The organism is Lacticaseibacillus styriensis, assembly GCF_030770295.1.
Taxonomy (GTDB): domain Bacteria; phylum Bacillota; class Bacilli; order Lactobacillales; family Lactobacillaceae; genus Lacticaseibacillus; species Lacticaseibacillus casei.
Window position 1 is genome coordinate 2,107,534 of the sequence record NZ_CP132483.1, and the last position, 26,121, is coordinate 2,133,654.

General features: G+C 49.1%; 19 protein-coding genes and 1 pseudogene. 6 read left to right on the forward strand and 14 right to left on the reverse strand.

The annotated features are described in order from the left end of the window. Positions 1-194 precede the first annotated feature (194 nt). The 3 genes from LACSTY_RS10000 to LACSTY_RS10010 all read left to right on the forward strand — a co-directional run bounded on the left by LACSTY_RS10000 (position 195) and on the right by LACSTY_RS10010 (position 3,804). Complete coding sequence (locus LACSTY_RS10000) at positions 195-647, forward strand: IS110 family transposase (protein ID WP_225362690.1); 453 nt, start codon at positions 195-197, stop codon at positions 645-647. A 63-nt stretch (positions 648-710) separates the two neighbouring features. Further along, positions 711-1,307, forward strand: coding sequence for a transposase (locus LACSTY_RS10005; RefSeq protein ID WP_225362691.1), 597 nt, complete (start codon positions 711-713; stop codon positions 1,305-1,307). Between the two features lie 1,045 nt (positions 1,308-2,352). Next, entirely contained in the window at positions 2,353-3,804 is a 1,452-nt protein-coding gene (locus tag LACSTY_RS10010) for a type II restriction enzyme (protein WP_087912534.1), read from the forward strand. 28 nt (positions 3,805-3,832) lie between these two features. Here LACSTY_RS10010 and LACSTY_RS10015 read toward each other — a convergent pair whose 3' ends face one another. Continuing rightward, entirely contained in the window at positions 3,833-4,699 is an 867-nt protein-coding gene (locus LACSTY_RS10015; protein ID WP_087913284.1) for a DNA adenine methylase, read from the reverse strand. 958 nt (positions 4,700-5,657) lie between these two features. Here LACSTY_RS10015 and LACSTY_RS10020 point away from each other — a divergent pair. Continuing rightward, the gene (locus tag LACSTY_RS10020; RefSeq protein WP_087912536.1) at positions 5,658-6,428 is read left to right on the forward strand and encodes a DNA-methyltransferase; all 771 of its coding nucleotides are present in this window, start codon (positions 5,658-5,660) and stop codon (positions 6,426-6,428) included. 200 nt (positions 6,429-6,628) lie between these two features. Here LACSTY_RS10020 and LACSTY_RS10025 read toward each other — a convergent pair whose 3' ends face one another. Beyond that, positions 6,629-7,435, reverse strand: coding sequence for a hypothetical protein (locus LACSTY_RS10025; RefSeq protein WP_087912537.1), 807 nt, complete (start codon positions 7,433-7,435; stop codon positions 6,629-6,631). Positions 7,436-7,727: 292 nt separating this feature from the next. On the opposite strand from LACSTY_RS10025, the gene LACSTY_RS10030 reads away from it, so the two are divergent. Then, positions 7,728-8,924: a DUF998 domain-containing protein gene (locus LACSTY_RS10030; protein ID WP_087912538.1), complete on the forward strand. Its 1,197-nt coding sequence runs from the start codon at positions 7,728-7,730 to the stop codon at positions 8,922-8,924. 252 nt (positions 8,925-9,176) lie between these two features. Here LACSTY_RS10030 and LACSTY_RS10035 read toward each other — a convergent pair whose 3' ends face one another. The 5 genes and pseudogenes from LACSTY_RS10035 to LACSTY_RS10055 form a co-directional block, all read right to left on the reverse strand. Beyond that, positions 9,177-11,909: a YhgE/Pip domain-containing protein gene (locus LACSTY_RS10035; RefSeq protein ID WP_151466731.1), complete on the reverse strand. Its 2,733-nt coding sequence runs from the start codon at positions 11,907-11,909 to the stop codon at positions 9,177-9,179. Between the two features lie 210 nt (positions 11,910-12,119). Then, a pseudogene (locus LACSTY_RS10040) lies at positions 12,120-14,085 on the reverse strand (PTS sucrose transporter subunit IIABC). A 1-nt stretch (position 14,086) separates the two neighbouring features. Then, complete coding sequence (locus LACSTY_RS10045; protein ID WP_087912540.1) at positions 14,087-15,751, reverse strand: glycoside hydrolase family 13 protein; 1,665 nt, start codon at positions 15,749-15,751, stop codon at positions 14,087-14,089. Between the two features lie 74 nt (positions 15,752-15,825). Beyond that, positions 15,826-16,827, reverse strand: coding sequence for a LacI family DNA-binding transcriptional regulator (locus tag LACSTY_RS10050; protein WP_087912541.1), 1,002 nt, complete (start codon positions 16,825-16,827; stop codon positions 15,826-15,828). 219 nt (positions 16,828-17,046) lie between these two features. Next, positions 17,047-18,525, reverse strand: coding sequence for a sucrose-6-phosphate hydrolase (locus LACSTY_RS10055; protein WP_087912542.1), 1,479 nt, complete (start codon positions 18,523-18,525; stop codon positions 17,047-17,049). Between the two features lie 249 nt (positions 18,526-18,774). Here LACSTY_RS10055 and LACSTY_RS10060 point away from each other — a divergent pair, with 249 nt between their 5' ends. After that, a complete protein-coding gene (locus LACSTY_RS10060; protein ID WP_151466732.1) occupies positions 18,775-18,969 on the forward strand; it encodes a hypothetical protein in 195 nt (64 codons plus the stop codon). Positions 18,970-19,223: 254 nt separating this feature from the next. Here LACSTY_RS10060 and LACSTY_RS10065 read toward each other — a convergent pair whose 3' ends face one another. The 7 genes from LACSTY_RS10065 to fabF form a co-directional block, all read right to left on the reverse strand. Beyond that, a complete protein-coding gene (locus LACSTY_RS10065; RefSeq protein ID WP_087912543.1) occupies positions 19,224-20,405 on the reverse strand; it encodes an SAM-dependent methyltransferase in 1,182 nt (393 codons plus the stop codon). Between the two features lie 98 nt (positions 20,406-20,503). Then, positions 20,504-21,334 carry an acetyl-CoA carboxylase carboxyltransferase subunit alpha gene (gene accA, locus LACSTY_RS10070; protein WP_257789393.1) on the reverse strand — a complete coding sequence of 277 codons (831 nt, stop codon included), beginning with the start codon at positions 21,332-21,334 and terminating at the stop codon, positions 20,504-20,506. A gap of 20 nt (positions 21,335-21,354) precedes the next feature. Continuing rightward, the gene (locus LACSTY_RS10075) at positions 21,355-22,167 is read right to left on the reverse strand and encodes an acetyl-CoA carboxylase carboxyltransferase subunit beta (protein WP_087912544.1); all 813 of its coding nucleotides are present in this window, start codon (positions 22,165-22,167) and stop codon (positions 21,355-21,357) included. Then, positions 22,149-23,531, reverse strand: coding sequence for an acetyl-CoA carboxylase biotin carboxylase subunit (locus LACSTY_RS10080; RefSeq protein ID WP_087912545.1), 1,383 nt, complete (start codon positions 23,529-23,531; stop codon positions 22,149-22,151). Before LACSTY_RS10080 ends, LACSTY_RS10075 begins: the two co-directional genes overlap by 19 nt. 37 nt (positions 23,532-23,568) lie before the next feature. Further along, a complete protein-coding gene (gene fabZ / locus LACSTY_RS10085; RefSeq protein ID WP_010491726.1) occupies positions 23,569-24,009 on the reverse strand; it encodes a 3-hydroxyacyl-ACP dehydratase FabZ in 441 nt (146 codons plus the stop codon). 431 nt (positions 24,010-24,440) lie between these two features. Then, the gene (accB, locus tag LACSTY_RS10090) at positions 24,441-24,878 is read right to left on the reverse strand and encodes an acetyl-CoA carboxylase biotin carboxyl carrier protein (protein ID WP_087912546.1); all 438 of its coding nucleotides are present in this window, start codon (positions 24,876-24,878) and stop codon (positions 24,441-24,443) included. Positions 24,879-24,883: 5 nt separating this feature from the next. Continuing rightward, complete coding sequence (fabF, locus tag LACSTY_RS10095) at positions 24,884-26,104, reverse strand: beta-ketoacyl-ACP synthase II (RefSeq protein ID WP_052767555.1); 1,221 nt, start codon at positions 26,102-26,104, stop codon at positions 24,884-24,886. Between the last annotated feature and the right edge of the window lie 17 nt (positions 26,105-26,121).

The following is a 26,121-nucleotide window of genomic DNA, read 5'->3' on the forward strand; positions in this document are numbered from 1 at the left end:
TGGGCAATCTTTCTATTGGTAGCATATTTTTTAACAAAATATGCAAAAAATGTCATTCGGCTTATTAAAGATCCTGCGTATAGATAATATGAAGTGACCCCCTAGATTGTCGACTCGGGGATTTAGACTGATAATGGTGTTGTGTTAAAACGAACCATACAATCATTACCCCATGACAATAGGAGGTCACTCACATGGAAAGTATAGTTTACGTCGGGATGGATGTCCATAAAGCCACTTACAATCTATGCGCGTTAGACAAAGCAACGGATGCGCTCTTAGCTGAGACCCAGTGCGCTTCAGAGCCAAAATTAGTCGAAAAATTTATTACTGGATTAGCTGAAGAATTGGATCCAGACACAAAATTCGTGACCGGGTATGAGGCTGGTATTTTAGGATATTCACTCTATCGTTCACTCAAAAACTTAGGCATTGACTGTATCATTCTGGCACCGACAACGATGTTTAGTTCTGCTAAGAACAAAATGGTCAAAAATGATTCAATGGACGCGCGGATGATTGCCAAGAATCTTGCGGCTAATACGTATTGTGCCGTTTATGTTCCTGATGAAGCGGATAACGATGTCAAAGAATTCATTAGACTACGTAAAATGATGAAGAAGGATCTCATTAGAGTGAAACAGTAAATCGGCATGTTCCTTCTCCGTCAAGGATTGAAGTGCTCAGCATCCAAGTGGACGCTGGCCTATATGGATTGGCTAAAGAAAGTCCCATTATCTCCAGTATTACGATCAGTGCTTGACGAAATGACGCTGCAGAAATCTGAATTAGAGGAAAAGATTGCCCGCTACGACCAGACCATCGAGACGTTTGCGAACAGTGAACGTTACACCAAGCCCATTCACGCGTTGACAAGTATGAAGGGATTTAAAACCACAACCGCCATGACCATCCACATCGAGATTGCGGACTTCAAACGTTTCAAAACAGCTAAAGCGTTTATGTCTTATGTTGGGCTAAATCCGTCAGAACATTCAAGCGGCGATCATACCATCAAAGGGGGGATTTCGAAGCAAGGTAACAGTATCGTCCGCACAACCATCATTGAAGCCACACAGGGATTGGTCAAGGGCAGAATTGGGTACAAATCAAGAGCCCTAAAAGCACGCCAAGCAGGACAAGAATCAGCCGTTATTAGCTATGCCGATAAGGCAGGCGCTCATCTTCATCGCAAATTCACGCGGATGCTTACTCAAGGAAAATCATATAACGTGGCAATCGCCGCAGTCGCCCAAGAACTCGCTGGATTTATCTGGGGCATGGAAACTGGCAATATCAACTACTGATCACCAAAGCGCAGTTGAGCCCGAAGCTTCAAACAACAAAGATGACAGCAAGAAGTATCAAGGACTAAAGCGTCACGATATTGTCGCTGGTAGCAACAAGCGTCAGAATTCAACGCTCTGGCTATTTACGAGCTTTCTATTTTGGCACAGGCTCGCCCTGGGTATGGCCATATCTAGAGACAAAGAGTTTGTGATCCACGACTATAGATTCTAAAGCCTTCGACAGGACCATTAACCTGGGGTAGCCAATCCCCGTATAACAGAGTGGTTAAATGTCGAGAGACAACGGAATTCTGGAGCTTGTTAGTGCCAACGACAATATCGAAAATCTTATAAAGATGAGGTTGACAGGGGTCACTTCATAACAGGAAAGCCGTTCATCAAGAGAAGGTCGCCAGGGCAAGAGCAGCTTCAAGGAGATATGAGCAAAAGCTAGCCAATGAGGCTATTAAAAATCAACAGATTAGATCGAACCTTGAAAGTACTTCGGACTTAAATATGATAGTGTCAAACATATCGTCTGAAACGTATGCCGGAAAATTGCTCTCCGAAGGACAAGCCACTCAACTATCATCGGCTTTGAGAGTGTACAATGATACGGCATCCGTAACCGTATTTGAGGATACGACATTTAGACCTTTCCTGAGCAAGAAATTAGATCATGTAAACATGATGCACGTTGTAGTCCCAGGAGTTGGGGAAACAGATCTTGCTGTGGCTGACGATGGAAGGACTTTTATTGCTACTGGTGGAGGACCAATTTCTACTGGAGATGATGTGCTCCGTGCGCTTCGACGTTAGACTTGAATGAAAAAAATTTTTGTCTAACGCTGCTATCGCACTTATTTCTGTTATCGAGTCACTATGCAAGTCAGGATCACTGCCAAATACCGACTGAATCCCCCCTCTTCCAACAATGCGTCGGTCTCTAGTTGTTCGATTTTCAGCATATTGGCTTCAGAAGCCGTCCCCCATACCTGATCATTTAAAGTTTCTAGCAATATATGGTAAGTTTATTAATGTTAACAAGATAGGAGAAATAGTTATGCCTAGATTAGATAGCACCAAAAATGACGTTTGGAATTTATTTTTTAAGCAACACCGTGACAAAATTCTTCGCTCTATTGATAAAACGGGGTTGTATCGGGTTACCGCTGGCGCGTTGAGCGATGTTAGTCACAGCTTGTCAGGCCCAGATGTCCGAAATTTGACTAAGTTTGATCGAACAGCTCAGCTGCCAGACGTATTCAAACAAGAAGCACTTTCAATGAAAGATTATATTAATATCTTACCGCTGGGGCATTTGAAGGGAGAATACACGTATGCCCTTGGACGATTCAACGCGTATGCACCTCTCGAATTTGACAAGAATCAAAGCCCTGTTGAAATCTCCTTCCCTAGTGGTATTCAAACGGTGACCCCTGATAATGTCAACTCAGAAAGCACCGCAGTTGACATCGCTTTTACAAGCCGTATGCTTGATCAAGCATTTAATATCACTGACGAAAATTCATTAATGCCAGTTCTTCATGGGCGTATGGGTACAGGCCCAATGTCGTTTTCCGTCGGAACTGAAACCCCTGTAAATATTACCGTAGCAAGCGCACAGATGGAAATTGATGCAACTTTTGAAAACAAAAATAGCATTGTAATTTTAGAGGCAAAAAAGGTTCCTGAAGTTGACTTCTTAGTTCGTCAATTATTCTACCCATATTATGTTCTTCGTCATAATCGAGGCGTTTCAAAGGATATCATTCCAACATTTCTTGTTATTCTTGGAACTAAATATTACTTTGTTAAGTACAATTTTTCAGATCCCGGCAACTATTCTTCCATTCAGCGTATCGGTCAAGCAGCGTTTTATTTTAAAAATAACACTCACATTACCTTAGAAGATATTTACGAATGGATGGAGAACGTTGAACCGATCCCTGAGCCAGACATTCCCTTTCCTCAAGCCGATTCCTACCAGCAATTCATTAGTACTCTGGCATTTTTGAATGACGCGGAAAGTGGAGACGGACCAAATGGTGAAGGAATGACCACTTTAGAAATTGCTGAATCTTTGGGAAGCAATGGATATGCAAACAGACAAGGTGCCTATTATGGCAATCTTCTACACTATTTTGGTTTAGCCAAATACACAACCAATGGCAACTCGGGATACTACTCAATCACAGAAGAAGGCCGTTTTGTCTACAAAAATATTGACACCGATCAAGGTCAAGAAAGAATCATAAAGTTGCTTCTTCAGCACAAACCTTTTCGAGCTGCTCTGAATGAACTGCACAATCATGAGTCTATTTTTACCAATGATAGCCGTTTACCCGGCTCTATTTACGAGAGAGTTGCTCAGGCAATTGCAGATTCAGGCGGTCTATGGAATACCAAAACAAAAAAGTATGAGGTTTCCAACAAAACTTTATTGCGTCGTTCAAGATCAGTAGTATCCCTGTTACGTTCATTCATACGCAACATTATCAACTCATACAGTTAGACATTTAATGTTTGTTATACCCTTTTAATTAATAATTTGTAATGATCAACTCATTTACCCTTCCTCGCTTTGTAGCATCACTGTTAATTGCCCTATTGGCTCTAACTTGATGAATATGGATTTCGGGAATGTCTGCATACAATTCTCTAGTGAGACGAGTGTCAGAATTAGAAAGCATTGCCAAAACTCCGCGACCTGTCAGTCTTTGAAAAGTGTCGCGAAGTTTTTGTTGTTGTTCTAAACCAAACCCTGAACTCGTATAGCTGGTAAAAGCCGCTGTAGCTGTAGATGGAATATATGGTGGATCAAAATATACAAAGTCTCCTTCAGATGCTGTTGCAACGGCGTCCGTAAAGTCTGTGTTGAGCAAGGAGACAGAGTTTCTGTTCAAATATTGGGATACAGCAAAAATCCGCTCGTCCGCAACAAGCGGTGCTTTATAGCGACCATACGGAACGTTATTTTGGCCATGAGAATTAACGCGCCAAAGACCATTAAAACCGGTCTTGTTCAAGTAAATAAATCTAGCAGCTCGTTGAGCTGGGGTTAGGCCTGTTATGCGTCCATCTCTGTCCATCCTCCGAATGTTTAAATAGTAATCTTTTGAATTGTTTTGCTGATGGACTGTTAGTAATTCCATGAGCTTGGTAGGGGCATCCTTCACGACTTGCCATGTATTAATAAGTTCTGTGTTTAAGTCATTAACGACTGCTTCATGAGGGGTAAGGTGCAGGAAAAGAGCTCCCCCCCCGAGAAACGGTTCAAAATATGTCTTATACGACTTTGGTAAGAATCTATCGATCTCACCAATAAGTTGCCTTTTCCCTCCAACCCACTTGATAAACGGAGTCAGTGGCTGTTCCAATTTAGAAAGCTTAACTGCAAGTTTGTCCATACTTAACCCCAGTTCTTTTGCCGTTGCTTGAAAGACTTTCAAAGTCCAGTGCTCGTACGGCTTCTTAAATGCATCGTATAAAGTTGAATATGCGATGTGTGAATGGCGTGCAAGCATGCGAACACTCGTCCCGTTTTCTTCAAGTAATTCTGCGATGGTCACTTGTCCGTCACTCCTTTTTTCAGTGTTGGTAAAAACGGAATCCCGGTCATCATATCATAGCCTCATCATAATCGCAATCAATTGCTGAGAAGTTTTCTGTGATGGTGGCCAACTCACCAATAATGCCGGCCTATCCCCGGTGGCCGAGTTTTGCCATCAACTTCATTTTGAGCAATTGCCTCGAAAGACAGTCCATTTTGTCGTTCAGCGCAAATTTTACACCGCCAGTTATGAGGATATTTGTTTTCAAAAGATCTTGCTTAACATTGCCGGCTACCGCCACGATGCTCGGGCCAAGGATTATCATCCACAGGTTGTCTTTGAGGATACAGGTAGTTTGTTACTGGATTCTTGGGTGTAGCCGGGTAATACATACACTGGCAAAGATGCCAACCAGTTTATCCAGCGAACGTTTGACCATCTTGAAACGTTAGATCGTCGTTGAGATGGTCATCCGTGGCGATTCAGGCTTTACAATGCCCGCTTTTTATGAAGCGAAGCCTGCACGAGTCGCGGATTTTATTTTATCGTACGTTTAAAAGCCCTCAGACGCCTCAAAACTCTTGGCGACAAAGCCCCTTGCCTCAGTTCCGATTGTCTTTGCGTCCCCTAAAACAATGAAACCTGTGTGAAAATAAGCGCGTGCCTAAAATAACGAACCTTTTTTGGGCTTTTCCATGTTCCTGAGGAAAAACTTAATTTTGTGAATAATTCAGGGATAAGATACGCTGTGCGCAAATTGTTGGCGTAATCTCTTTACAAAGGCCTCAAACAGAAAGGTGGATGAATTTGTCCGATGCTCTTTTTCAGTGATGATTTTTCGGCATTATTTCAAGAAGACTCTTTTCACTTTCTAGAACGAGTAGATTCAAGTTCTATTGACTTAATCGTTGCAGATCCTCCCTACTTTTTAAGTAATGGAGGAATTTCTAACAGAGGAGGCAGGATAGTCAGTGTTGATAAGGGGGAATGGGATAAGGCGATCGGTTTTAAACCTGAAGAGTTTTATTTTCGATTTTTGAAGGAGGCCAGTCGCGTTATGAGTCCCAACGCAACAATGTGGCTCTTTGGGACAATGCATAGCATATACCTTATTGGAGCCATGTTATCGAAGTTTGATTTTAAAATTCTAAACAATATTACTTGGCAGAAAATGAACCCTTCTCCTAATTTAAGCCATAGGATGTTTACACATTCTACTGAAACAATCTTGTGGGTTAAAAAAGATCAGGGACAACATTACTTTAATTACAACAAGATGCTTTATCTAAACGGAGGAAAACAAATGACGGATGTATGGACAACACCGACTATAGGACTTAACGAAAAGAGATTTGGTCGACATCCGACACAAAAGCCCTTGGCACTTATGGAAAGAATACTGATGGCTTCAGCATCTCCAACGGCTCATATTTTAGATCCATTTGTCGGATCTGGCACAACAATCGTCGCTGCAAAGAGGCTTGGTTTTCGTGCGTACGGAGTTGATAAAAATGAAAAGTTTCTACGCATTGCGACAAAAAGAATTCAAGACGCCACTAACGAAAAGTCTAGCAGGATCTGGTAAAAACCGAGAACAGCAGCTGGAAACATAGTTCATTTCATATCAGTATTAGAGGCGTCCTGCAACGTAATAACTATCGGTAAGATCACTAATAACGGTTATTACATGAGTGGCGGGGACTATGCAGAAAATAATGTCCTAACATACACTCTGGATGGCATGCGAATGTAGAGAGATATCGGCATATCGATAAATATTGTTCTTCACCCCACAACCTGCCTAACCGCCACCCAAATCAACCCAGCAGCCATCAGCCCCATCGAAACATTCACCACCCGCGACGCAATCCGTCGCTCGCGCTCATCCATGTCTTCCAACATGCCAAGGGTGTAATCATTATACGGCCCAGCGTCCCAGTACCCGACATAGTAGCTCAAAATCCCTTTTTCGCGGAAGGTTAACGGTTCGCTACCGTCGTGCAGGAGCAGCTTGTCGTCGAATAGCGCGTATAGATCGTCGCTGAACATGGCAGCGCGGCGGTTGTGTTCGGCTTCTGCCTTGACGCGTTCCAGGAGTTCGTGGAATCTGTGCCGTTCGCGTTGGTCGGCGTCGTCTTGTGGGATCCATTCGTCTAACTTTTTCTGGAAGATGTGGAGGACGTCGTCGAAGTGGCGGTGTTGGTAGTGGTTGGCGAAGGTTAGGTAGCGGTTGTCTTCGTTGAGGTGTTTGGTCTGCCAGGTTTGGAATAGGAAAAGGCCTAGCAATCCGAGAGTTGTGAGGGCGTTTAAGAGGTTGCTGAAGTTCCATTGTGCCAATAGGTGTTGGAGGCTGCTGATGACCCAAAAGGTGGCGATGAGCAGCGTGATGGCGATGGAGAGTAGCTGCTTTTGGCGGATTTGCAGATTTTTTTGCATTTCTTCGTAGATGGTTTGCCGGTATTTTAAGTACATGATGATGTAGTCCAGTAGGTTTAGTGAGCGGACTTGCCGGTATGTCTTGACGATAGCAAATAACAAAACGACTAGGCTGACGAGATTGATTACCTGGTTAATCGCATCAATTTGCGCCATAGCATAGCTCCTTTGCAAAAGTATCGGGCACACATTTTTCCAGCCAGAAAAATTGGCCACTGTTGCCTGCTGACTTTCCATTTTGCCCCTGTGTGCCGGCATAATTAGATTTTAAACGGAATCCCATTAAATTGCGAGGTTAACGAAACGGTTCTTGACAACTTGTGTGAACGAAAATGTCCAGATCAACTTGCCGACGACAGGTAAGTTGCCTTTTCCCCTTCGCGCTGGATGTGCTACAGTTAGGTTCTGTATAGAAGTAACATTAAGAATCTTTGGGGAGCAGAAAAAATTGACCAAACAAACACATCACGTCGTCATTCCTGACGCTATCATGGACGATTTGGATATTAAAGATGGCGAACAAGTCGAGGTGACGTTAAAAGATAAGGAAGCGGTGATTCGGCCGAAGCGGGCGGATACGGGGACGCAGACGATTTCGCTGCGGTTCTTTCTGATTCCTACTGTTCTGGCGGGGATCGTTTTTCTGGCGTATTTCTTCTACTTTAACATCTTGCAAGTGCCGATGACGGGCAAGAATTCGATTGCGCAGATGGTGATTGTCCTTGGCGAGTTGAGTGGCATGGGCACGTTTGCGGTGACATATATTCGCAATCACCGGCAGATTCATGGGCGTGATCATCGACGGCGGTATTGGCGGATTTTCCCGACGTTGCTGCTGTCATTTGCGATTATTCTAGCATTCGTGGCGTCGGTGTTTTTCTGGGCGATTGGCTATATGTTTGAAGGCGTCAGTTTTGATATTTACACGGCGACTGGGCTGTTCCTTATTTTTATCAGTATTGTGAACTACCTGATGATTTATTCGGCGTTGTCGATTTCGACGTCGTTTATCACCACGCTGTTTCTATCAACGTTTGTCGGCGGCGTGGTGGGCGCGATTGTGACCAACAGTTCGCGCCAGTGGTGGCAGCACAATGTCAGCTTTTTAGGCACCAGTAAAGCCCTGAACGCGTGGCAGTTTAACCTGACTATCGCGGTGTCGGCCTTGCTGTGGATCGCCTTGGTGGACTACTTATTCGTTCCGCTCATGGCGCATCGCAAAACCGACTGGCGGCTAATCACGCTCCGCATCTTACTGACTGTCGCTGCCATCGCCTTGCTGGGTGTCGGGCTGTTCCCGAATAATCGCGGTATCCTGCATGTTCTGCACACCCAAAGCGCGTGGTTCCTGAACTACTTCCTGATCGGCATGATCATCGCCGTGCGCTGGCTGCTGCCGGGCGTTTCGCGCGAATTTCTCAGCACCAGCTACACCATCGGCGGTATCATCGTCTTAGCCGCCATCCTGTTCCAATTCGTGCACTATCTGTCGCTGACCGCGTTCGAGATGATCGCCTTCGCGCTGGCCATGTCATGGATCATGCTCCTGCTGCAAAACATCCACCGGCTTTATCAAAAAGATGAATCCACCTTCATCGTGACGGTGACGAGTGGAAAAGAGAAATCACCTGAAAAATCGGCATAGAAATCACATCAAATGGTGAACCTCGGCGTACAAGCTGAAGTTCACCATTTTATTTTGCTTCAATCGCTAAAATTTTGGACTGCTGTACCCATGTCGATTGGCCTTCGTTGACGCAATTAACCGTAACCTGACAGAACTATGACCGGCATCTATGTAAAAAACAACCTCACCAGCAAATCGCCAGTCAGGTTGCCTTTTGTCGGTTACCGAACGACCTAATTTCTTGCAGCAGTTATCTCCAGTGCCTCAACATCATTCAATAATCTTCGACCGTCGAGTAATAGTGTGCATTTTCTCAATCCAAGGGTGAATCGGTCCCTTCAAGAAGAGACCCAATAAGAAGAAGCTAACGCCGAACGCGGCCAGAACGGCGAGATCAAGCCAAAGATTCGGCCAGTAGATGCCGCCCACCGTTTCCCGTAAGAGGTTGACGGCGTAAGTGAATGGCAGCCACGGGTTGATCATCTGGAAGAATTTGCCAGAAAGCACGACTGGGAAGTTCCCTCCGGCCCCGGAAATGGAAAGGACCAGAATGATGATGCCGATGCCCTTTCCGATGTTGCCGAATAGCGAGATCAACATGTAGAGAATCGAAACGAAGACCACGCTTAGCATCATGGAAAATAGCAAGTAAAGCGGCTTGTCGACGACGTAAGTGCCAATCAGGAAAAGATTACCCAGTGCCGCAATGAGGCCTTGCAACATCCCCAGCCCGACAAACGTCAGCCAGCGCGCAACGTACATTTGTTTGACCGTGGCGTCACTGAGCTCTGGCGGTAACTGGTATTCGGTGATTAAAATCGCCCCGAGTAACAATGCTCCAACCCAGATACACAAGGCCAGATAGAACGGCGCACTTTGCGAACCATACGTCGGAATCGCGTAGAAGCTTTGTTGCTTGAGTTCGACCGGTTTAGCTAGGAATCCGGCCTCTTTCGTCGCATCCCGGCGCAAAAGCTTGATCAGTTGCGACAGGTCAACCGACTTTTCACCTTTTTTGATGGCGGCGGCGCCTTTTTGAATGGCATCTTTTAGTGTCGGCCAGTCGTTTTTGATGAAAGTATGCGCCTCGTCCAGTCCACTCTGCAGCTGCGGCATTTTTTCGTTTGCCAGCGCCAAGGTGTTGGTCAGATCCTTTTCAATGCCCGGCAGATCCTGGTTAATAAAGTCGGTTGCCTTGGTCAATTTGGCTTTAAGGCTAGGAAAATCATTTTGATACAAATCAGCAACGGTCGTCACGCCACTCGTGATCAGGTTCATGTGGCCATTCAGTAACGTATTGGCGTCGGTTAATTCCTGCTTCAGCGCCGGTAATTGTTGCTGAGCCTTGACCAAAAAGCTATGCGCCTGCGTGAGCAAATCCTTGGTGCCGTTGAGAAGCGATGGCAGTTCTGGCAGGATCTGATTGTTGATGGTGGCTAGCGTGGTGCTGGCATCCTCAAGTGCGGCTTTAAAGTCGTTTAACACTTGTTTGACACTGGTGCCGATATCAAGTGCTTTGAGCGCATTGGCGGCGGCGGCAAACTGGTCAGCCGTTTTGGCTAGCGCTCCCAAGCGTGCCTGGATCTCACTGGTACTCAGATTAGGCACGTCCTTGGCAAGCGCTTCGGCACCATCCTTCACCGCGGTTGCCGTTGCCGCGACTTCTTTTAGTTGAGCAATGGCACCGGCCAAGACCTGGTCGTCTTGACTGGTAAGTTTGTTAAGGCTGGCCTGCACCCGTTCAAGCATTTCGGCCAAACTGGTGGCATTGTCTGCCACCTTGCCTTGCCGCTTTGCAAGAGCCGTCAGCCGCTCGACCATGGCCTGCTTGACGGCGGCCGTATCCTGACTATTGTCAAGTTGCTGAAGCTGAGTCTGTAAGGTCGTTAAATCCGCACTCAGGCTGGTGTTGGCTGCCACAATCAGCGTCAAGCCGGCATCGGTGGCATTTTGCACGACATCCAGAGCGGTACTGATTTTCGGCAGCACCTCATCTTTCGTGCTTCCCACTGCCGCCTGCGCTTTTTGGCCGAAATCCGTCAGCGCTGGTAAGGTGCCGTCAACCTGATTAATTACCGTGATGCCCTGATCGGTTACCTTCACCGCTTGACTGACGCCGCTTTCCAGTTGGTCAAAATTGGTGACCACCGTGTTCAGCTGGGCGCCGGCTTGCTGAACTTCCGGCAACTTGCCTTTCACCGCAGTTGCCAGTTCACCGGCATCTTGCACCATCGGCAGGTAGCCGTTCGCAGCGGTTAGCTTCTGCGCCATTTGATTAACTTCCGGCAGATATCCGGCGATTTCATTTGCCGTCTGTAACTTCGCCTGAATTGCCGGCATTTTTCCTTGCAAGTCATCTACTTCGGCTAAGTACTTTTCGATGGTCGGCAACTGATCATTGGTATTCGTGACCAGACTGGCGAATCGCCGAATCATCGGCAGGTTTTGATCCAGTTTGATGCCGGCTTTATTAAACGTCTTGACCAGCGTTTTGGCGACGGTTGCAACGAATTCATCCGAGATGGTGTTTTGCAGCGTGCTTGCGCCGGTGCTGGTAATTTTCGGGGCAATCGCATTGATTTTCTCGTTTACATAATAATCCAGCTTAGGCTTATGGATCTTCCCGTTAACAAAGCTCAGCAGATCAGTGGAAAAATGCTTCGGCACCACGACACCGGCGTAATACTTGCCGCTTTTGACGCCTTCTTGGACAGCCTTCTTAGAATCCACAAACCGCCAGCCAAGCTGTTTATTGTGCTTCAGCTGATCCATCAGCTCGTCCCCGACCGCAACTTTCTGATCGCGAAAAGTCGCCGCCTGATCGGCCGAGTACACCGCTACCGTCAGATCCTGGGTATTGCTGTAAGGATCCCACAACGCCCAAACGTTAAACCAGCAATAAAGGCTGGGAATGATGACCAGTGCAGCGATCAGTAGAAAAGCGAACGGACTTTTCACAATCCGTTTCCAGTCCAAAGCAACTAGTTTACCAATGTTACGCATAACTTCCTCCGAATATCAGATTGAAATATTGGTCGATTATATCACACGCGTTTGCTTACGCCATTGGACAAAATGCGGGATGTGTTGGGTTTTATAAGGATAGCACTGGACCTTTCAGAATATCAAAAACATCATAAAAAGCCTTAACCCTACCTTATCAGGCATCCAAAACCCAAGGTAGCATTAAGGCTTATTTCAATGCAATTTTTCTTACAACGAAGCCGGCGAAACCGATTCAACCTTCACATCTTCCCGCTGTACCGCGAGAAGATCCGCGCCGGCTTGAACCGCTGTATCGGCAACCTGCTCGATACGGGCGTAGGATTTACTGTTCGTGATCAGCACGATGGTGGTTGGATCAAGGCCGGCTTTTTTGATTGCCGCCTGGTCAAAGGTGCCGAGTAAATCGCCTTTGTTGACATGCTGGCCGGCTTTGACCGCCACGGTGAACGGCGCGCCTTTCAAGTTAACGGTGTCGATACCTAGATGGACCAGAATTTCCATCCCGTCATCGGTCGTCATGCCATATGCATGGCCGGTATCGGCAACCACAGATAACGTACCGGTTTGAGGAGCGTAGACATTGTTGACGCCTTTTTCTGCCGGTTGGATCGCCAGTCCGTCACCCATCATGCCGGAAGCGAAAACCGGATCGCTGACCTTGGTCAAAGCCATGGTTTCACCGCTGACCGGTGCGTAGACTTTGTCGTCGCTGACGGTGGAAGAAATCAAGGCGTTAGCCGTCTCGACATTTTCGTCAGGCTTCAAAACTTCTTTAGGGATTGCGAATGCGTTGGTGGCAACGAAGGCAACCACCACTGTCCCCAGCGACACCACCGTGTACCATAACAATGCGTGACCGTTATAGATATACATCAAGTAAGACGGCACCACCGCAAGTCCGTATGAGTTGGCCGCGACGTTGAGCATGCTGAGAATGGCCGCCCCGAGCCCGGACGTCAGCACCGTGACAATCAGTGGCCGGAAGTTGTAGCGGATTAACACCCCGAACAACGTCGGTTCCGAAACGCCGAAATAGCTGCGACGTGAACGCGCCCATTGACGTGGCTTTTGCCTTATTGGAACGAGCCCGCAGGAAAATAGCAAGCGCCACGCCTAAGTTCGCGAATCCATACATGGCTTCCAGCGTGATCAACGGGTTCAGGCCAGTTGAAGCCAGTAATGACGTCTCGATAGCAATCATGGTCTGGTGAATCCCAATCAGGACCATCAGCGGATATGCCGCCCCAATCAGGAAGCCGCCAATCCCAAATGGCAGATGGATCACCGCTTCAACGCCGACCAGCATCCCGCTTTCAATCGCATGGACAATGGGGCCGACACCCAGTATCATAATGGCGAACGTGACCAACATGGTGAGAAAAGGCGTCAGAATCTGTTCCAACACATTGGGCATGTGCCGCCGGAAAAAGAGTTCCAATTTTGCCCCGATAAAGCCAGCCACCAGTGCGGTTAACACCGATCCCTGACTACCTTCAACCGGCAACCAGCCAAACAGCATAATCGCCTTGGCACTGCCATCCGCCACCGAATAGGCATTCGGTAAAATCGGCGACACCAGCATCAAGCCGATGACGATCCCGATAATCGGGGTCCCTTTAAAATACCGAAATGTTGACCAGACGATCAGCGCCGGCAGGAAAGCGAAAACCGTGTCGGTCAAAACGGAAATCACCGAGGTTAAACTCGCGGGAATATCACTGGGAACCGCACCGAAAAGTTTCAAGACTTGAGCGTTCGTGGCGGCACTTTTCAGTCCTAAAAATAGACCCGTTGCAGCAATGACTGGAATAATCGGAATGAAAATACCGGACAACATCGCCATCAAGCGTTGCACGAGCGTTTTGTGCTCACCCGTTGCTGCCGCAGTCGTATCGGCGTCATCCTTGCCATAAATGGCATTCACCGTACCTAGCTTGGCAATCGCCGCATACACATCGTTGACAACGCCGGTGCCGATAATGACCTGATACTGGCCAGAGCCATAAAACACCCCTTTGACTTCCGGCAATTTTTCCAATGCCTTGTCGTCAATTGCCTTGCGATCCTTAACCACAAAGCGCAGTCGGGTTTGGCAGTGGGTCACGGAATCAATGTTGTTCTCGCCAACCAGCTTCAGAATTGCTTTTGCTTCTTGTTCATAATTTTTTGCCATCTTAATTCACCTCAATGAGAATCGCTTGGTAAGGTTGCAACGTTGGTGCGGTATCCGGGTAGTTATTAAGCCAGATCCGGCCGGCCTGTAAGTCGATCTTAGCTGTTTGTGCGCTTAAGTTTACAAAAACCTGCACATGCCGACCGCGGGCATAAGCGATAACATGGTCGTCTGCGACCTTGATCGGGGCATAGTCGCCTTCGATCAGATCCGCCTGCAACGGCGAATCATTGCGCAACCGGCAAAGCTTTTGGTAAAAGTGCCAGACCGAGTTCGGATCCGCGTGTTCATCCTGCCAGTTCACACCAGGCGCCTGCTGGGCGATCGGTAGCCACGGTTGATGGGTGCTGAAGCCGCCATTAACCTGATCGTTCCAGGGATACGGCGTGCGCGCATTATCGCGCGAGCGCCGATTGACACACGCCAGCGCCTCCGCTTGGGAATAGCCTTCTGCAAGCGCCCGCTGATAGTTATCATGCGTTGGCAGATCGTCAAACTGATCGATACTGGTTCGCGTCGCATTGACCATCCCTAATTCCTGCCCTTGATAAATGAACGGACATCCCCGCAAGCAGAAGTACAACAACGCCAACGCTTTAGCCGCGATGTCATTGCGATAAGCCGGATCCTTAATATACTTGCTCAAGCTCCGCGGCTGGTCGTGATTTTCCAAAAAGTTCGCGCCCCAGCCAACCTTTTGAATCGCCAGCTGGCTTTTAGTAATGGCATCACCCAGCATTTTTGGCGTCCAGTCCGTTTGCTTGAACCATTCGGAACCGGAAGCCACATCGATATCGGCGTAATGAAAATCAAAAATCATGGAAAAATAGCCGCTGGGACCGATGAAATCAGCCAGCTGATCGTAAGCCACTCCGGAAGCCTCGCCGATGGTAACGGCATTGGCCGGGCCAAAAGTCGCGGCATTTAATTCTTTGAGGAATCGACCCAAACCCGGGCGATTTTCTGCCTTACGCTTCACCTTGCCGAGACCGTCACTGCCATCAGGGGTCAACGCCGCGAAGTCCTGATCTTTTTTGATAAACGTGATGGCATCGATTCGGAAGCCGGCTAAGCCTTTTGCCAGCCACCAATTGATCATCTGGTAAATGGCTTGCCGCAGCTTGGGATTCTCCCAGTTGAGATCTGGCTGTTGCGGGGAAAAGACGTGCAGGTAGTATGTGTTCGGCTTACCAGGCACCGCGGTCCAAGCCGAGCCGGCGCCGAAGTTCGAGCGCCAATTATTCGGCGGCTGACCGTCGTGGCCTTGGCGAAAAATATAAAACTGCCGATACGGTGAGTTTGGATCTTTCAACGCCGCCTGGAACCATGGGTGCTGATCCGATGTGTGATTCACAACCAAATCCATCACGATCTTAATGCCGAGTGTCTTGGCCGTTGCCATGAGCCGGTCAAAATCGGCCATGGTGCCAAACTGCGGATTGATGGCTTGATAATCCGAAATATCATAGCCGTTGTCCACCATCGGACTTTTATAAATTGGCGACAACCAAATCGCCGTCACGCCTAATTCCTTGAGTTTCGGCAATTCTTCAATGATCCCGGGCAAGTCGCCAATGCCATCGCCGTTACTGTCTTTGAATGACGCCGGATAAATTTGATAAAAGATCTCCTGTTGCCACCAGGTGCGGCTGGTTGGATTCGTCACGACTGTTTCCTCCTGCTAATTGACGCATTGATATTAAAATGTGGTATCGATTCCATATTATCTAAAAATAAAACTCAGGCGCTTTGCCTGATTTTTAACGATAACGCTAATGTTGCCGGATCCTTTTTGTGGTCGCCGCGGCCAAGTCCGTGCAACAACATATCCGTGGCAACCTGCGCCATCTCGGTCACCGGTTGATAGACGGTGGTCAGCGGCACACGGGCGAACGGTGCAAATGGCTGGTCATCATAGCCCATCACCGCGATGTCGTCCGGTACCTTTAAATCAGCCGCCAGTAAACTGTCCAGCACGCCAACTGCCACTTCATCCGAGTTGGTAAAAATGGCGTCAGGCCGCTTAACTGGTGCTAATGCGGCTAGTTCCTTGCCAATCTCTTGGCCCTCTGCGGCGGTATGCACCTGATCGAAAAGTAATGCCGGATCAACTGCAAGCTTATGTACCGCCATAAAATCAAAGAACGCCTGCGTTCGCGTCTGGCCGTGCCGCGCACTTTGAATGGCCCCGCCAGTCACATAAGCAAACCGGCGATGGCCCTTTTCATACAAGTAGTCGAGTGCATCCCGCGTTGCCTGATAATGTGGCAGCACCAAGGAAGTCGCATGTGGAATCTGCACATCGGCATTCACCACCACAACACGGCCGGGAAAAGCTTTGGCAACGGCTGCAACCCGCTCCGGTGCTTCAACCGAGGCCAAAATAATGCCATCCAGCTTCCGGCTTTTCAATTGATCCAAAAACCGCTCCTCGGCATCCGGATCATCATAAGTCTGCGAAATCAGCACTTGATACCCTTGCTCATGCAGCGCTCGCTCAATCGCATCGAACAGCCCAGCGAAAAACGGATTCGTCACCCGCGAGACCAAAACGCCGATATTGCCAGTGGCCTGGGCCCTCAACGAGGTCGCTGCAGCACTCGGTGTATAGCCTAGCGTTTGAATCGCTGCTTCAATCCGCGCCTTCTTGTCCGCGGAAATATACGGATGATGATTTAAATATCGCGACACGGTTGTCACGCCGACCCCCGCCGCTGTCGCAATTTCACGAATCGTCGCCATGGACTTGCTCTCCTTTTCATGAAATCGATTTCATAAAACGAGTATACAGCGCTTTCAGAGAATGTCAAGTTGTTATCCGGAAATTTTCCGCGTACTTTGCGCAGGACTGTCCTCACTAAACACCACGCCGAGGCAAACAAAAACTCCAGCCACATGACCAATTAAGGCCACATAACTGGAGCAAGGACATGACTTCTTTTAATCCTGCATTCGCCGGTCTCACAACCCGCCGTTATCCTTCCGCAAATTCCACGCCTGCACCGCGCTGACCACAGCTGCCGGGGTGACGCGCACGGCACTGGGACAGGTATCGCCAAAAAACCGGCCGGAAACCACGCGATAGCCGTCGTCAATGAAAAGCTCGAAAACGGAAACGTCAATGAACAACCGAATCGTCACGGTCTTACCTGCTGGAAAGCCAAATTGCCGCAGACTGCCACCATTATTGCGGTTCTCGCGCTGCACCATGCCTTGACCGCTATCGGAATCAAGGTTAATCAGCAACTGATCATGATCGCCGTCAGGAATATGCAGCGTTGTCTTCTGCCCGGCCGCCAGCGTCATCGTGAGCTCGAAGGCACCGGTTAAGTCTGCCACTGACCAGTTGTCGGTCGCCTGTGTCACGGTCGGCAAGCTATCATCCGCAGTCTCACGCAATGTCTCGACGTTTGGATGCGGCACCAGACAAACATGCCCATCGCGGAGATCCAGCTTCCGCACGTAACTCAAGACACCTTCCCAACCATCGTCATCAGTCGGATAACTCGTGTCCGGCAAACCTAACCATGAAATCGCGAGTGTGCCATCTTTTTCCGTATTTGCCAGCCGCGTTGCGTAAAAATCGAATCCCTTGTCAATATTCTGCAATCGCTGATGCGTCAGCGTGCCGGTTTCCGGGTCAAAACTATCGGCCACAAGCGCAATGTTAGGAAAAACATTTTCATATTCGAAAAAGTCCTGATCCAACCCTTGCGGACAATAAACCAACACGACCTTACCGTTAATGAAAGCGATGTTAGGGCACTCAACCATGTAACCGCAAAACTCGTCCGGGATCCCTAGCGGCGCCACGAAACGCCAAGTCTTGTCCGGCTGTTTTTCATATAACAAAATGGCGCCGGTGTGATCAGTCCGCTGACCGCCCACCAAGACATAGGTTTTGTCCTGATATTTAAAAAGAAACGGGTCGCGAAATTCCTGGGTGTACCCGGCAGGCGGCGCGGCGATCAGCGGCTTGGGATCTTTAAACAGCCGGCCATCAATCCCCAACACCGCACCTAGCTGAGTCGCATGCCGATGCCACTGTTCATCACGGACATTGCCTGTGTACATGATCCGCAGCGTGCCATGCGTCACCAGCGCAGAGCCAGTATAGGCCCCTTGTGCATCATGCTCGTCCTCTGGTAAAAGATCTCCCGGAACGCGGCGCCAATTAAATAAGTCTTTTGAGACCACGTGCGCCCACGACTTCAGCCCATGCACCGGGCCAAATGGAAACTGCTGGTAGTAAAGATGCCACTTACCATTGAAAAAGTTCAGACTACACGGATCGTTGATTAAGCCGGTGTCTGGCTGAATATGGGTTTTGGTCCGCCACTTACTTGCGGCGACTTGAGCTTTCAAGCTAGCCACGTATTCCGGTGTCCAAGCTGAATACGGCTGATAACGCTTTGCCATATGCTCAATTGAATCGGTCATGTACTTACCACCTTGTGTTTGAAATAATACCCTTATCTTATCTGAGTTAATGGCAATGTCAATGAAAGCGTGAACAAAATAACTTTAGTTTTTCTTTCATGCTTGATGTGCTGGGATCTAGCGGCAAAGATGTGACTGCTTGACAATGCCCGCGAAAAAAGGGTTCTCGGTAGCAAAAAAGGAATTCGTCGAAATTTCTGAGATCTTAGTGCCAAGGCGGAGCAATCGTAGGCCAGATGGGGCTCAGTTGTGGAAACAACACAGCGACGGGCTTTGTCGCTGATGTTGTTAGGCGACTTTGAGACAGCGGTTTTCTGGCTCAAAGCGCCGTCACAACGTTCCAGCCCCAGCTGGCCGGAGATTGCGGAGTTTGGCACGACACGGAACTTTGTGCCTACCTTTTTTGAGGATCATTCGCAATATAACACAACGACTTACAAGTAAAAATCCCGCAGCTGCCTGCTACGGGATTCGGGCTTGGCCGACCGGATGGAGTCCGATCGGCGACTTCACTTTGGAGGAGTAGAAATGAAAAAGTTGGTTGGGGTTTAGGAATGAGTGGGTGGCTCACTTCTATGCTGTTAATACTACCGACCATGTTTGAACATTTTGTGACGCTAAGTTGTTCTTTGTGTTAAGCATCATTCCAGCTTTCAGATCGCCCATGTCCGGCCAAAAAGGTCGCTACAACTGACTCATTAATCGTACATATAGTCACGGGTCGCCGGCAGGTCCTTGCCTGACGGGCCTTTACTGATCAAATACTGCATGACATCGATATTGCCGGCCTCAAAACTGGCAGCTGCGGCCTGCAGGTAGACATCCCACATCCGGGTGAACTCGTAACCGAACTTTTGCTGAATCGGATTCCGGTGATTGTTGAAATTCGTGTCCCAGATTTCAAGCGTACGCTGATAATGACGTCGTAATGGTTCCAGATCATCCAGCTGCATCCCCGCATCGATAATATGGCCCAGATTTTCCGTCATCCCCGGAATATAGCCGTCCGGGAAGATGTACTTATCAATCCAGGCATTTGATGCGCCGCCTTGTTGCCGCGTGATGCCGTGGATCAAGGCAACACCATCATTTTTAAGTAGTTTAGCAACATCTTTGAAGTAGCCTTCCAGATTTTCCTTGCCGACGTGTTCGAACATGCCGACAGACGTAATGTAATCAAACGGCTCGCGATCGAGTTCGCGATAGTCCATGTACAGCACTTCAGCTACATCGGTCAGATGCTCGGCTTCAATGCGATCGGAAACCAGCTTGAATTGTTCCTTGCTCAGGGTAATGCCGACAACATGCAGGTGGTAAATCTTAGCCGCCCGCAACATCAACGTTCCCCAGCCACAGCCGATATCCAGCAAGGTACGCCCGGGCTGCGGATTCAGTTTACGCAGAATATGATCGATTTTATTCAGCTGAGCGGTTTCCAGATCGTCATCCCAGTTTTCAAAATAGGCGCAGGAATACGTCAGCGTCGGATCCAGCCATAACTTATAAAAGTCATTGCCGAGATCGTAATGCGAATGAATGTCTTCCTTCGACTTACGCTCGGTGTGGCTTTGTTTAGGCAGAAAGTGTCTGAGTTTGCTGCTGCGCATAAAACTGCCGGCATTGGCATAAGCCGACGCAATCAAGCGCTGCAACGGTCGGTTACTACCCAGCACCTCAATGTCACCACGCATATAGCCTTCACCCAAAGCCAGCGAAGCATTCTTGATCAGCTGACCGACGGGAATGGCTTTTTTCATTTTAATCGTAATCGTTGGCTCGCCGGTGCCAAAGGTCTCTTCGGTATGGTCCCAATATTCAACTCGGACCGGAATATTAAAAGATTGACTGAACATGGTATGGTAGAACTTTTTTTCGAGCATGATGGCCTCCGTTTCGAAAAGTTACAAAAGTAATTATAAAACTTTTTAACCAAAGAAAAAACACCGCCGTAAAAATGGACGGTGTGGTGCCGTTTTCATTAAAATTGCCGGAACCGCGCCTGGCGTTTGGCAACCAGACTTTGCGGATCCATGGCCGTCAGCTCCGCCAGTTTGGGCTTCACTGCGGCTTTGAGCGCTGCCGGAAAATCCGCACCGGTATCGGGAACGATCCGGTCACAGACCCCTTTTGCCAACAGATCCTGCGGTGTCAGCTGCATCACTTCTGCTGCTTCTTTAGCGCGGCTGGCATCTTTCCACAAAATCGCGGCAAAGCCTTCCGGTGACAAAATGCTATACATACTCTTATCGGTCATCCAGACTTCATCCCCAAACGCCAAGGCAAGTGCGCCACCTGAACCACCTTCGCCGACTAAAATAGCCAGAATCGGCGTCGGCAAATCCGCACAGGCCACAAGCAAGTCTGCAATCGCTGCTCCTTGCCCGTTGGCTTCGGCTTCTTTGCCAGGGTAAGCACCCGGCGTATTGATCAGTGTGACAATTGGCCGGTGAAACTTAGCGGCTTGCTTCATGAGACGCAACGCTTTCCGGTATCCCCAAGGTTCAGGACTGCCAAAATGGGTCTGCAACCGTTCCGTCAGGTCATTGCCTTTGTCGGTCGCAATGACGGTCACGGCTTGCTGATCCAGCCAGCCGATGCCGCCGATCACTGCCGGGTCATCATGGCTCTGCCGATCACCGTGGAATTCATGAAAATTGGTGACCAGACCATTGATGAGCTCACGGGTTTGATAGGGGCGTGGCGCCCGGGCCGCTTGAACGGTTGCGTAGGCTGAAGTTTCTTTTTTTGGCATGCGAAAAGGGCCTCCTTGATTCGATTGGTGCTTGGGTGGGAATAGGTGGTGCGGGATGTTCGATGATATAAACACGTTCACTGATGCATCGCTAACAATTCTCCAACATAAGCTTCCTGTTCACCCCGCTGCACGATGGCGTCGATGAAACCACTTTGCAGCAATGTTTCGGCGCGTTGAAAGTTTTGCGGAAGTTTTTGGTTGATGGTTTGTTCGATGACGCGACGGCCAGCGAAACCGATCAAGCTGTGGGGTTCGGCCAAGGTGATGTCGCCTTGCATGGCAAAGCTGGCAGTCACGCCGCCCATGGTTGGGTCAGTGAGAACACTGATGTATAGCAAGCCAGCATTGCTGTGGTTTTTAACGGCCGCACTAACCTTTGCCATCTGCATCAGTGAATGAATGCCTTCCTGCATCCGGGCACCACCGCTTGCGCAATACAAGACAACCGGCAAACCGGCTTCTGTGGCTTTTTCAAATAAACGAGTTAAGCGCTCGCCAGTCACGGTTCCCAGTGACCCCATCATAAACTTAGGATCCATAATACCCAGACCGCAGACTTGGCCGCCAATGTTAGCCTGGCCAGTCCAAATGCTATCTTTTAAGCCGGTCGCCTGCCGTCCCGCTGCGAGTTTCTTGTCGTAGCCGGGGAAGTCAAGCGGATCGGTTGTGACCAGATCAGCGTCCCATTCAGTTGTCTCGGTTGCCACCAGCGCTAACCGCTTCTTGGCCGTGATGCGAAAGCCATAGTGGCAATGCGGACAGACTTGAGCATCGCCTAAACTTTCCCGATAGCTGCCTTGCTTACAATATGGACATTGAATCCACAGGTTTTCGGGCAAGGCCGCTTCACGAGCAAGCGCTTCTTGGGTTAGTTGTGGTTGGAACATGCAGCATCCTTCCTTTCATCCTGCCATTGCGGCAAAAAGTCGCGGTTAAGATAAGCGGTATCGGCTTTACCGGCCAATACAACGGGTGCCTGGAAAAGTGCCAGCGCAAAGTCGCGGTTGGTTTTAACGCCTTGAACATCCAATTCGGTCAAGGCGCGGTGCATTTTTGCCAATGCTTCTTGGCGGGTTTGCCCATGGACGATGATCTTAGCAATCATCGCATCATAGTAAGGGCTGATTTTATCGCCAGGCGCAACGCCGGTGTCAACCCGCAAACCTAAGCCGCCGGTCGGGAACCGCAACTGATTCAGGGTGCCGACATCGGGCATGAATTGATGGTCGGGATCTTCGGCGTTAAGGCGGCATTCAATCGCAACACCAGATGGCTCCGGTGTCGTCAACTCAACGTCTTCGCCAGCAGCAATCTGCAACTGCGCGCGAACCAAATCGACACCGGTCACCATTTCGGTAATCGGATGTTCGACTTGAATCCGCGTGTTCATTTCCATGAAATAAAAATGATGTTGCTTGTCCATCAAGAATTCAATGGTCCCGGCATTGAGATAATCAACGCCATTGGCAATAGTTTCTGCTAAATGCAACAACTTGGCCCGCTCGGTTGAATTTAATACCGGGCACGGACTTTCTTCGATCATTTTTTGACTGTGCCGTTGTAAGCTGCAATCACGTTCCGGGAACACGCTCACATGGCCTTGCTGATCGCGCAGCACCTGCACTTCGACGTGTTTCGCCGGCACGATCACCTTTTCCAGATACATCGTCGGATCGCCGAACGCAGCCTGAGCTTCTGCTTGGGCACCGGCAAATTCGGCAGTCAGCGCATCGGCGTCGGTCAGTTTACGGATCCCTTTACCGCCGCCGCCAGCACTGGCTTTAAGCATCAGCGGATAACCGATTGCCTGAGCCGCTGCCAACGCCGTATCGACATCCTGTAGCGGCCGACTCCCGGGAATCACTGGTACACCAAGATCAATCATGGTCTGGCGGGCGACCGCTTTATCACCCATTTGCTCAATTGCGGTTGGCTTAGGGCCGATAAAAGCCAGGCCGGCATCGGTCACCAACTTGGCAAACTCGGCATTTTCGGATAAGAAACCGAAACCCGGATGCACAGCTTCAGCCCCGCTTAAAATGGCGGCGCTGACGACATTGCGCATATTCAGATAAGAGTCGGTTGCCCGCGGACCGCCGATGCAAATCGCTTCATCTGCCAGCGAGACATGTAGGCTGTGGCGATCGGCATTCGAAAATACCGCCACCGAGGTGATGCCCATTTCCCGCAAGGTTTGGATGATGCGGACCGCAATCTCGCCACGGTTGGCAACGAGTACTTTTTTGAACACAGTTCCACTTCCTTACACGAGTCTGAATCCGGCGATGTTAGCCAATGGCAAAAACGAGTTCGGCACTGCAGGCCATGTCTTCGCCGACGTATACTTTGCCTTTACCTAAGCCAGCGTGGTCAATCAGTTTTTCCAAGGTGACTTCGATCCGCAAAACGTCGCCTGGACGAACCATGTGGCGGAATTTGGCTTTTTTAATGCCGCCAAGATATGCGGTTTTGCCTTTGAAGTCTGGCATCGACAACAGGGCAATTGCCCCGGCCTGCGCCATGGCTTCAATTTGTAAGACGCCCGGGAAAATCGGATTGCCCGGAAAATGGCCTTGGAAAATCTGTTCGTTGATGGAAACATTCTTTTGGGCCACAACTGATTCGCCTGGTTTAAGATCCAGTACCCGGTCGATCATGAGCATCGGATAGCGATGCGGTAGAATTTGCTGAATTTCTTGTGCTTCAAGTGTTTTCTTGGTTTCGAGCATGGAATAAAATTCCTCCTTAAAACGCGTTTATTTGGTAAGAGGTATTGTCAAGCGTTTTTTTAAGTACAACTAAGGGCAAGTTATAGTCCTGTTAACAAAGAAAGATTTAGGCAATGTATTCCCTGTCGTGCCAAACTCCGCAATCTCCGGCCAGAGGGGGCTGGAACGCTGTGGGCACGACTTTGAGCCTCAGCAAAGCCCGCTGAGTCTCAAAGCTCGGCCTTGTACTACGCCGGGAAGAGCACCCGGCTAGTACAATTTCACAGCTGAGCCCCCTCTGGCCTACGATTGCTCCGCTTTGACACTGATATCTTAAGATCCTTGACGATTATCTGTGATGAACTAGGGAGTGAACAACGCTTCTATCTTTGAAATTAACGTTCACTCTTGCATCGTAATCGTAACTTAAACTGCACCTTAGCCTATATCGCTTATTCTTCGACCGTAAACAACGGCTGATCGTATTCGACCAAGCTCTCGTTGTCGACTTCGACAGCCTTGAGTGTGCCGGTTACGGTGCTTTTGATTTCGTTCATCATTTTCATCGATTCGATGATGCAGACAACCTCGCCTTTTTTGACGTGGTCGCCGACTTTGACATACGGATCGGCGCCTGGTTTGGGTGCCAGGTAAACGATACCGACTAGCGGAGCCTTGATGGCGGTGCCGGCGGGTTGTTCAGGTTGGGCAGCCGGTGTCGGGTTGACCGGTGTGGCTGGCACCGGATTGGAAGCCGGAGCAACCGGTGCCGGTGCGACCGGACCCGCTTTGACGAGATGCAGGGAATCCTCGCCGAGCGTCAGTTCCAGCTCGTTCAAAGAACTTTGCTCCAACTGCTTAATCAAGGATTCGATCATTTTGGTGTCCATGACACTCACCACCTTTTGAAGGCCAAGACCGCATTATGGCCGCCAAAGCCAAAGGAATTGCTCAAGGCATAATCAACTGTGGTATCACGATTGTCTTGGTTGACCAAGGTGACGGGGCAGTCTTCATCTTGTGCCGCGTCCACGACGTTCATCGGTAACCGACCATCCTGCAACGCGCTCAAAGTCATAATTGCTTCAATGGCACCGGCTGCACCCAACAGATGGCCGGTCAATGCTTTAGTCGAACTGACCAGCACGTTGTCGCCGAAAAGATCATGAATAGCTTTGCTTTCCATGGCATCATTGGCTTTGGTGGCCGTACCGTGCGCATTGATGTAACCCACGTCACTAGGCTGAATGCCGGCTTCTTCGACAGCCAGCTGCATTGCGCGGGCGGCTTGGGCACCACTCGGATCAGGAGCAGTCATGTGATACGCATCACTAGTTGCACCATAACCTACCACTTCGCCTAAAATCTTGGCGCCGCGTTTCTGGGCATGGTCAAGACTTTCAAGAATCAGCGTACCGCCGCCTTCACCAAGCACAAAACCGTTACGATCGGCCGCAAATGGCAAACTTGCTTGGGTCGGGTCTGCGGTTTTGGACAAAGCTGACAGCGCCGCAAATCCGGCAATTCCGATTTCGTTGACGGATGCTTCGGCGCCACCCGTAATCACAACATCGGCTTTGCCAGCTTGAATCCGCATCGCTGCTTCGCCAATGGCGTTCGTGGCAGAGGCACAAGCTGTGACCACCACATAACTAGGACCGTGGGCACCAAAATATTGGGAAATGGTCCCGGCAACCATGTTACTAATGGCTTCAGGCACAAACAGTGGACTCACCCGATCCGGGCCTTTTACATACATCTTCGTCACTTGTTCCTGAATGGTTGTCAAACCACCAATCCCTGATCCGAAAATAACGGCCATACGATCAGCATCAACGGCGTCTTTGGTCAGCCCGGATTGCTCATAGGCTTCAATGGCGCTGTAAAGACCATATTGGGTAAACAGATCCAATCGCTTGCTGAGACGTTTTTGCATGCGTGCTTCAGGTTTGAAATCTTTGACTTCACCAGCGACTGTGATGCCGGTTTTTTCAGCATCAAATTTGGTGATAGGTTGAATACCGACTTTGCCAGCGTCCATCGTCGCTACGGTTTCAGCGACTGAATGACCCAGTGGATTCACGGTACCCATTCCGGTTACGACTACTCGTTGCAATGTCATTCCTCCGTTCA

Excerpts from the sequence above, each read along its gene's own strand:
- LACSTY_RS10005 (WP_225362691.1), top strand. The coding sequence starts at position 711 with ATGGATTGGCTAAAGAAAGTCCCATTATCTCCAGTATTACGATCAGTG.
- LACSTY_RS10025 (WP_087912537.1), bottom strand. The coding sequence starts at position 7,435 with ATGGCGCAAATTGATGCGATTAACCAGGTAATCAATCTCGTCAGCCTA.
- LACSTY_RS10010 (WP_087912534.1), top strand. The coding sequence starts at position 2,353 with ATGCCTAGATTAGATAGCACCAAAAATGACGTTTGGAATTTATTTTTT.
- LACSTY_RS10075 (WP_087912544.1), bottom strand. The coding sequence starts at position 22,167 with ATGTTCCAACCACAACTAACCCAAGAAGCGCTTGCTCGTGAAGCGGCC.
- LACSTY_RS10020 (WP_087912536.1), top strand. The coding sequence starts at position 5,658 with ATGCTCTTTTTCAGTGATGATTTTTCGGCATTATTTCAAGAAGACTCT.
- LACSTY_RS10050 (WP_087912541.1), bottom strand. The coding sequence starts at position 16,827 with ATGGCGACGATTCGTGAAATTGCGACAGCGGCGGGGGTCGGCGTGACA.
- LACSTY_RS10035 (WP_151466731.1), bottom strand. The coding sequence starts at position 11,909 with ATGCGTAACATTGGTAAACTAGTTGCTTTGGACTGGAAACGGATTGTG.
- fabZ (WP_010491726.1), bottom strand. The coding sequence starts at position 24,009 with ATGCTCGAAACCAAGAAAACACTTGAAGCACAAGAAATTCAGCAAATT.
- LACSTY_RS10065 (WP_087912543.1), bottom strand. The coding sequence starts at position 20,405 with ATGCTCGAAAAAAAGTTCTACCATACCATGTTCAGTCAATCTTTTAAT.
- LACSTY_RS10000 (WP_225362690.1), top strand. The coding sequence starts at position 195 with ATGGAAAGTATAGTTTACGTCGGGATGGATGTCCATAAAGCCACTTAC.
- accB (WP_087912546.1), bottom strand. The coding sequence starts at position 24,878 with ATGGACACCAAAATGATCGAATCCTTGATTAAGCAGTTGGAGCAAAGT.
- LACSTY_RS10015 (WP_087913284.1), bottom strand. The coding sequence starts at position 4,699 with ATGGACAAACTTGCAGTTAAGCTTTCTAAATTGGAACAGCCACTGACT.
- LACSTY_RS10055 (WP_087912542.1), bottom strand. The coding sequence starts at position 18,525 with ATGACCGATTCAATTGAGCATATGGCAAAGCGTTATCAGCCGTATTCA.